A 4,984-nucleotide genomic window follows, 5' to 3' on the forward strand; every position below is an offset into this window, starting at 1 on the left:
CAGCAGAACGCCGCGCTGGTGGAGGAAGCCACGGCGGCCGCCCGCGCCATGCAGGACCAGGCCGCGGCCCTGTCGCAGACGGTGTCCGTGTTCCGAATCGATGGCGGTAGCGACCGCTTCACACCGGAGCGTTCGATGGACGCGCCGCGCCGCGCGGTCTTCGCCTGAGCGATGTGCGCACGGGGCGGCGTCGCGCCGGCCCCTTGCGCGCAATGCGGCCCCCGGACAAGGCCGCACGGCCAAACCGTTCGAGGATCGACGGGCGGCAGCCCTCCACCAGAGAGTAGCGAGCTCTGGCGTGTGTCCGTCGTCCATTTCGATTCACTCGAGCGCGATGTCTGCCCGAGCAACTGCGCGAGCGCATTGCGATCTGGTCGAGGGAGCGCTCCGCGAGGAGGCGGACTGACGCCGGACGTCGTGCGGCTGGCGCTCGTCCTCGGTTCCGATTCGCGGTGTGCCTCGCTTGCAGCGCAACGCCGCTCCACGCGGCGACCCGCGCCGGCCTCCCGTTTCTTCGCCCCTCTGGGGCATGCAGTCGGCGCAACGTGCGACCGCCGGCGGGGCGCCGGTGAGCGGAGATGATACAGAACGCCGCGCGCTTGCTTACGTGATTCCGGGCCATCTGGATCTGCGGATAGACCCAGACGTATCGTTCCATTCTTCACTGCTCAGAGCATGGTTTCGACGCCGTTATCCCATCCGGACCGGAACACCCGACGGTTCGAGGTAACGCGTACGCGACGGGTCCAAGCACGAGACCACCATGCACATTGGCCAACTTCGGATCGGACAGCGCCTGGCTGTCGGATTCTCCATCCTGATCGCCCTGATGCTGCTGCTGTCCGCGGTGGGCATCCAGCGTGTCGGGCGCATCAGCGACAGCCTGCACACCATCAACGACATCAACAGCGTCAAACAGCGCCACGCGATCAACTTCCGGGGCAGCGTGCACGACCGCGCGATCGCATTGCGCGACGTGGTCCTCGCCGAGAGCCGGGACGACGTCCTGGCCGCGGAAGCCCAGATCGAGACACTGGCGGCGTTCTATGCGGCGTCGGCCGCGCCGCTCGACGCGCTGGTGGACCAGTCCACGGATCCCCGGGAGGCGGCGATCCTGGCCGAGATCCAGGCGATCGAGGCCACCACGCTGCCCCTGGCCGCCCAGGTCCGCGCCCTGCGCGCCTCCGGCGACATCGCAGGCGCCCAGCAGGTGCTGATGAGCGAGGCCGCGCCGGCCTTCGTGACCTGGCTCGCCCGCATCAACGCCTTCATCGATCTGCAGGAAGGCAAGAACCAGCAGGAGGCGGTCGCGGCGGTCGACGCCACCGACGGCTTCGCGACGTTCATGCTGGTTCTCACCGGATTGGCACTCGTCGCCGGCGTGATCATCGCCCTGGCGCTGACGCGCAGCATCACCCGGCCGCTGCATGCGACCCTCGAGGCCGCCGAGCGGGTCAGCCGCGGCGACCTGGCCGGCACCATCGCTACCGGCCGTCGGGATGAAGTCGGCCGGGTGCTGCAGGCCATGGCGCGCATGCAGGACCAGCTCCGCGCAGTGATCGCCGCACAGCGCGCCATGGCCGAGGCCCACGCGGCCGGTGCGATCAGCTACCGCATGGACGCCGCGGCCTTGCCGGGCGACTACGGTGTCATGGTGGCGGGCACCAACGAGCTCGTGGCCGCGCAACTCGCGGTGAAGATGCAGGTGATCGATCTGGCCCGGCGCTATGCGGTGGGCGATCTGTCGCAGGACATGGAGCGCCTGCCCGGCGAGAAGGCGGTGATCACCGAAACGATGGATGCGGTCAAGACCAATCTCGTCGCGATCAATGGCGAGATCCGCCGGTTGGTCGATGCCGCCGCGCGCGGCGACTTCAGCGAGCGCGGCGACGCCGCCGGATTCGAATACGCCTTCCGCGCCATGGTCGACGGACTCAACCAGCTGATGGAAACGGCGGACGCCAACCTGGGCGATGTCTCGCGGGTGTTGCGTGCGATCGCCGAAGGCGATCTCACCCAGCGGATGCAGGGTGACTTCCAGGGCGTGTTCGCGCGGATGCGCGACGACGCCAATGCCACCGTCGCCCAGCTCACCGGCATTGTCGGTCGCATCCAGGAGGCATCGGGCGCCATCGGCACCGCATCGTCGGAGATCGCCTCGGGCAACAACGACCTCTCGCGGCGTACCGAACAGCAGGCCGCGAATCTGGAAGAGACCGCAGCCTCGATGGAGGAACTGACTTCCACCGTGCGCCAGAACGCCGATCACGCCCGCCAGGCCAACCAGCTGGCGATCGGCGCAGCCACGGTCGCCTCGCAAGGTGGCGACGTCGTCGGCCAGGTCGTGCAGACCATGAGCGACATCGAGCAGTCCTCGCGCAAGATCGCCGACATCATCTCGGTCATCGACGGCATCGCCTTCCAGACCAACATCCTCGCGCTCAATGCGGCGGTGGAGGCGGCGCGTGCCGGCGAGCAGGGACGCGGCTTCGCGGTCGTCGCCTCGGAAGTGCGCACCCTCGCCCAGCGCAGCGCGCAGGCGGCGAAGGAGATCAAGAGCCTGATCGACGACTCGACCGGCAAGGTGGAAGGCGGTGCGGCACTTGCCGCGCAGGCCGGCAAGACCATGGGCGAGATCGTGACCTCGGTGCAGCGCGTCACCGACATCATGTCCGAGATCGCCGCGGCCTCGCAGGAACAGGCCTCGGGCATCGAGCAGGTCAACCGGACCATCACCCACATGGACGAAACCACCCAGCAGAACGCCGCGCTGGTGGAGGAAGCGTCCGCGGCCGCCGGCGCAATGGAAGCGCAGGCCGCTGCCCTGGCTGCGACTGTTGCCGTGTTCCGGCTCGACGCGGCCGCCGCATCACCGGTGGCGCCGCGCCCGCATGCGCCGGCTCAGAAGGTCCTGCGGCCGGTCGCGCTGGCCCACGCCGGTTGAGCACGGGAGGCAGGCGGGTGCCGTCACCTGCCCGCCTGCCTGCGTGGAACGCGACCCAGCGCGCATTTTTTCATGATCCCGTCACAGAAGCCGGCTGCGCGGCCGCTAAGGGAGGCAGCCCCCGCCATTGAACGAGTCATCGATGTTGCTCAAGCACGCCCTTTACCGCCGTCTGTCGGATCTTCCGATGAAGCGCAAGTTCCTGATGCAGACCGCCTTCGTTGCGGTCGGCATCGTACTGCTGGCAATCGTCGCCGCACGGCTCCAGTTCGTCGACCTCAACGACACCCGACAGGCCGGGCTGCGCGCGCAGACCGAGATGGCAATGGGCGTAATCGAGCAGTACGCCGCGCGCGCCGAGGCCGGGGAGATCGATCTCGAGACCGCAAAGGCCGGCGCGCTGGAAATTCTGCGCGTCATGCAGGCGTCCGACGGTGTCGACTATTTCTTCGTGACCGATGAAGCGCCGACGATGCTGATGCATCCGATGCGACCGGACCTCACCGGCAAGCCACTGGAGACGGTGCTCAGCCCCGACGGCAAGGCGATCTTTCCGGAGTTCGTGCGCGTCGCGCAGGCCGGCGGCGGCTTCGTCGATTACACCTGGGCCAAGGCCGGCGAGCCCGATCCCGTGCAGAAGACATCCTACGCCGCGGCGTATGCCCCGTGGGGCTGGGTGATCGGCACCGGCGTCTACCTCGACGACACCCAAATGCAGGCGATGCAGTTCACCGGCATCATGACCGCCGCCGGCGGCCTGCTGGTGCTGCTGAACCTGCTCATCGGCGGCGCCATCGGCGCCTCGGTGCTCGAATCCGTGAACCGGGCGCTGGCGGCCGTGCGCGGCGTGTCGCGAGGCGACCTCACCGTGCGGACCGGGGTGCACGGCGCCGACGAGATCGGCCAGATGCTCAAGGCCACGGACGAGATGGTGCATACGCTGGAGCGCTTCTCCGGGCAGGTGCGCGAGATGACGCGCAAGCACGAGGCCGAAGATATCGGACATCGTATGCCCGAGGATTTCCCGGGGATCTACGGCGAGCTGGCCCGGGGCGTCAATACGATGATGTTCGAGCATCTCGACGCGATCGTCGATGCGATCGACGTGCTGCAGGAGTACGCCAACGGCGATCTGACCCGGGATGCCCGCCGCCTGCCCGGCAGCCGTGCCATGTTGCACGAGGCGATGGACGCCGCCAAAGCCAGCCTGCTTGCGATCAACGGCGAGATCCGCCGCCTCTCGGCCGCCGCCGCCCTCGGCGATTTCAGCCTGCGCGGGGACGAGACCGCCTACCGCGCCGACTTCCGCGCGATGGTCGAAGGCCTGAACGCGATGATGGCGACCAGTGATCGCAACCTGGGCGAACTGTCCCGCCTGCTTCGGGCGATCGCGGACGGCGACCTCACCGTGCGCATGGACGGCGACTTCCAGGGCGTGTTCGCGCAGATGCGTGACGACGCCAATGCCACCGTCGCCCAGCTCACCGGCATCGTCGGGCGCATCCAGGCGGCGTCGGGCGCCATCGGCACCGCGTCGTCGGAGATCGCAGCCGGCAACGACGACCTCTCGCGTCGGACCGAACAGCAGGCGGCGAATCTGGAAGAAACCGCCGCCTCGATGGAGGAACTGACCTCCACCGTGCGCCAGAACGCCGATCACGCCCGCCAGGCCAACCAGCTGGCGATCGGCGCGGCCTCGGTCGCGTCGCAGGGTGGTGACGTCGTCGGCCAGGTCGTGCAGACCATGAGCGACATCGAGCAGTCCTCGCGCAAGATCGCCGACATCATCTCGGTCATCGACGGGATCGCGTTCCAGACCAACATCCTCGCGCTCAACGCGGCGGTGGAGGCGGCGCGTGCCGGCGAGCAGGGGCGCGGCTTCGCGGTCGTGGCCAGCGAGGTGCGCACCCTGGCACAGCGCAGCGCGGCGGCGGCCAAGGAGATCAAACAGCTGATCGACGACTCGACCGGCAAGGTGGAGAGCGGCGCTGCGCTCGCCGCGCAGGCCGGCAAGACCATGGGCGAGATCGTGACCTCGGT

2 protein-coding genes are annotated in these 4,984 nt (G+C 68.6%); both read left to right on the forward strand.

The features are described 5' to 3' along the window. Positions 1-763 precede the first annotated feature (763 nt). Positions 764-2,944, forward strand: coding sequence for a methyl-accepting chemotaxis protein (locus H0E82_RS02870; RefSeq protein ID WP_180543547.1), 2,181 nt, complete (start codon positions 764-766; stop codon positions 2,942-2,944). 142 nt (positions 2,945-3,086) lie between these two features. After that, positions 3,087-4,984: methyl-accepting chemotaxis protein (locus H0E82_RS02875; protein WP_180543549.1), on the forward strand; the 1,898-nt coding region annotated here is incomplete at its 3' end.

The organism is Luteimonas deserti, from assembly GCF_013425765.1.
Lineage (GTDB): Bacteria > Pseudomonadota > Gammaproteobacteria > Xanthomonadales > Xanthomonadaceae > Luteimonas > Luteimonas deserti.